Here is a 3,765-nt window from a genome sequence, read left to right as displayed (position 1 = left end):
CAGACCCGCGGTGCAAATGTGTTTTACAGCGTGATGGAGCAGATGAAGATGCTCGACACGCTGCAGAACACGCAGCTGCAGAGCGCCATTGTGAAGGCGATGTATGCCGCCACCATTGAGAGTGAGCTGGATACGCAGTCAGCGATGGATTTTATTCTGGGCGCGAACAGTAAGGAGCAGCGGGACAAGCTGACCGGCTGGATTGGTGAAATTGCCGCGTATTACGCCGCAGCACCGGTCCGTCTGGGAGGCGCAAAAGTGCCGCACCTGATGCCGGGGGACTCACTGAACCTGCAGACGGCTCAGGACACGGATAACGGCTACTCCGTGTTTGAGCAGTCACTGTTGCGGTATATCGCTGCCGGGCTGGGTGTCTCGTATGAGCAGCTTTCCCGGAATTACGCCCAGATGAGCTACTCCACGGCACGGGCCAGTGCGAACGAGTCGTGGGCGTACTTTATGGGGCGGCGAAAATTCGTCGCATCCCGTCAGGCGAGCCAGATGTTTCTGTGCTGGCTGGAAGAGGCCATCGTTCGCCGCGTGGTGACGTTACCTTCAAAAGCGCGTTTCAGCTTTCAGGAAGCCCGCAGCGCCTGGGGGAACTGTGACTGGATAGGCTCCGGTCGTATGGCCATCGATGGTCTGAAAGAAGTTCAGGAAGCGGTGATGCTGATAGAAGCCGGGCTGAGTACCTACGAGAAAGAGTGTGCAAAACGCGGCGATGACTATCAGGAAATTTTTGCCCAGCAGGTCCGTGAAACGATGGAGCGTCGTGCAGCCGGTCTTAAACCACCCGCCTGGGCGGCTGCGGCATTTGAATCCGGGCTGCGACAATCAACAGAGGAGGAGAAGAGTGACAGCAGAGCTGCGTAATCTCCCGCATATTGCCAGCATGGCCTTTAATGAGCCGCTGATGCTTGAACCCGCCTATGCGCGGGTTTTCTTTTGTGCGCTTGCAGGCCAGCTTGGGATCAGCCGCCTGACGGATGCGGTGTCCGGTGACAGCCTGACTGCCGGAGAGGCACCCGCGACGCTGGCGTTATCCGGTGATGATGACGGACCACGACAGGCCCGCAGTTATCAGGTCATGAACGGCATCGCCGTGCTGCCGGTGTCCGGCACGCTGGTCGGCCGGACGCGGGCGCTGCAGCCGTATTCGGGAATGACCGGTTACAACGGCATTATCGCCCGTCTGCAACAGGCTGCCAGCGATCCGATGGTGGACGGCATTCTGCTCGATATGGACACGCCAGGCGGGATGGTGGCGGGGGCATTTGACTGCGCTGACATCATCGCCCGTGTGCGTGACATAAAACCGGTATGGGCGCTGGCCAACGACATGAACTGCAGTGCAGGTCAGCTGCTTGCCAGTGCCGCCTCCCGGCGTCTGGTCACGCAGACCGCCCGGACAGGCTCCATCGGCGTCATGATGGCTCACAGTAATTACGGCGCTGCGCTGGAGAAACAGGGCGTGGAAATCACGCTGATTTACAGCGGCAGCCATAAGGTGGATGGCAACCCCTACAGCCATCTACCGGATGATGTCCGGGAAACACTGCAGTCCCGGATGGATGCAACCCGCCGGATGTTTGCACAGAAGGTATCGGCATATACCGGCCTGTCCGTGCAGGCTGTGCTGGATACCGAGGCTGCAGTGTACAGCGGTCAGGAGGCCATTGATGCCGGACTGGCTGATGAACTTGTTAACAGTACCGATGCGATCACCGTCATGCGTGATGCACTGGATACACGTAAATCCCGTCTCTCAGGAGGGCGAATGACCAAAGAGACTCAATCAACAACTGTTTCAGCCACTGCTTCGCAGGCTGACGTTACTGACGTGGTGCCAGCGACGGAGGGCGAAAACGCCAGCGCGGCGCAGCCGGACGTGAACGCGCAGATCACCGCTGCGGTTGCGGCAGAAAACAGCCGCATTATGGGGATCCTCAACTGTGAGGAGGCTCACGGACGCGAAGAGCAGGCCCGCGTGCTGGCAGAAACCCCCGGAATGACCGTGGAAACGGCCCGCCGCATTCTGGCTGCAGCACCACAGAGTGCACAGGCGCGCAGTGACACTGCGCTGGATCGTCTGATGCAGGGTACACCGGCACCGCTGGCTGCAGGTAACCTGGCATCTGATACCAATAAAGAATTACTTAATACACCTGAAGCTTTACCGGTATAAGAGGCAGTTATGGCGACAAAAGAAGAGTTTAACCATTACCAGCCGCTGGGTAACAGTGATCCGGCTCATACAGCAATTGCGCCTGGCGGATTGAGTGCGAAAACGCCTGCAATGACCCCGCTGATGCTGGATGGCACTACCCGTAAGCTGGTTGTGTGGGATGGCACCACCGACGGTGCAGCCGTTGGCATTCTGGCGGTTGCTGCTGACCAGACCAGCACCACACTGACGTTCTACAAGTCCGGCTCGTTCCGTTATGAGGATGTGCTCTGGCCGGAGGCTGCCAGCGACGAGACTAAAAAACGGACCGCGTTTGCCGGAACGGCAATCAGCATCGTTTAATCTTCCCCTTCATCAACAAAGGCCGCCTGTGCGGCTTTTTTTATGGAAATAATTTATGTCTGTATATACAACTGCAGAATTACTGGCATCGACCCAGCATCACTTTAAGTTCGATCCGCTGTTTCTGCGCCTGTTTTTCCGTGAAACCTATCCTTTCACCACGGAAAAAGTCTATCTCTCACAAATTCCGGGACTGGTAAACATGGCGCTGTACGTTTCGCCGATTGTTTCCGGTGAGGTTATCCGATCCCGTGGCGGCTCCACCTCTGAATTTACGCCGGGTTATGTCAAACCCAAGCATGAGGTGAATCCGCAGATGACCCTGCGTCGCCTGCCGGATGAAGATCCGCAGAACCTGGCTGACCCGGCTTACCGTCGTCGCCGTATTATTCGGCAGAATATGCTGGATGAAAATCTGGCGATTGCCCAGGTCGAAGAGATGCAGGCAGTTTCTGCCGTGCTTAAGGGCAAATACACCATGACCGGTGAAGCCTTCGATCCGGTTGAGGTGGATATGGGCCGCAGTGCGGCGAATAACATCACGCAGTCCGGCGGCACGGAGTGGAGCAAGCGTGACAAGTCCACGTATGACCCGACCGACGATATCGAAGCCTACGCGCTGAACGCCAGCGGTGTGGTGAATATCATCGTGTTTGATCCGAAAGGCTGGGCGCTGTTCCGTTCCTTCAAGGCCGTCAAGGAGAAGCTGGATACCCGTCGCGGCTCTCATTCCGAGCTGGAGACAGCGGTAAAAGACCTGGGCAAAGCGGTGTCTTATAAGGGAATGTATGGCGATGTGGCCATCGTCGTGTATTCCGGACAGTACGTGGAAAACGGCGTCAAAAAGAACTTCCTGCCGGACAACACGATGGTGCTGGGGAACACTCAGGCACGCGGTCTGCGCACCTATGGTTGCATTCAGGATGCGGACGCACAGCGCGAAGGCATTAACGCCTCTGCCCGTTACCCGAAAAACTGGGTGACCACCGGCGACCCGGCGCGTGAGTTCACCATGATTCAGTCAGCACCGCTGATGCTGCTGGCTGATCCTGATGAGTTCGTGTCCGTTCAACTGGCGTAATCATGGCCCTTCGGGGCCATTTTCTCTCTGTGGAGGAATCCATGACGAAAGATGAACTGATTGCCCGTCTCCGGTCGCTGGGTGAGCAACTGAACCGTGATGTCAGCCTGACGGGGACGAAAGAAGAACTGGCGCTCCGTGTGGCAGAGCTGGAAGA

5 protein-coding genes are annotated in these 3,765 nt (G+C 57.4%); all 5 read left to right on the top strand.

All coding sequences use genetic code 11. The features are described 5' to 3' along the window. The coding region (locus tag K0778_RS25105; protein ID WP_153449157.1) for a phage portal protein at positions 1-873 on the top strand (873 nt) is incomplete at its 5' end. After that, entirely contained in the window at positions 854-2,185 is a 1,332-nt protein-coding gene (locus tag K0778_RS25100) for a S49 family peptidase (RefSeq protein ID WP_072651342.1), read from the top strand. The genes K0778_RS25105 and K0778_RS25100, both read left to right, overlap by 20 nt. A gap of 9 nt (positions 2,186-2,194) precedes the next feature. Next, positions 2,195-2,527 carry a head decoration protein gene (locus K0778_RS25095; protein WP_000201478.1) on the top strand — a complete coding sequence of 111 codons (333 nt, stop codon included), beginning with the start codon at positions 2,195-2,197 and terminating at the stop codon, positions 2,525-2,527. A 55-nt stretch (positions 2,528-2,582) separates the two neighbouring features. Beyond that, entirely contained in the window at positions 2,583-3,608 is a 1,026-nt protein-coding gene (locus K0778_RS25090) for a major capsid protein (protein WP_000118191.1), read from the top strand. 41 nt (positions 3,609-3,649) lie between these two features. After that, a partial coding sequence (gene gpFI, locus K0778_RS25085) for a DNA-packaging protein FI (RefSeq protein WP_001444318.1) occupies positions 3,650-3,765 on the top strand: 116 nt, incomplete at its 3' end.

The sequence above is a fragment of the Escherichia sp. XD33 genome, assembly GCF_019375075.1.
In the GTDB taxonomy this organism is placed as follows: domain Bacteria; phylum Pseudomonadota; class Gammaproteobacteria; order Enterobacterales; family Enterobacteriaceae; genus Enterobacter; species Enterobacter flexneri_A.
The sequence above is the reverse complement of the archived record's forward strand: the minus strand, read 5'-3'. Positions and strand labels throughout refer to the sequence as shown.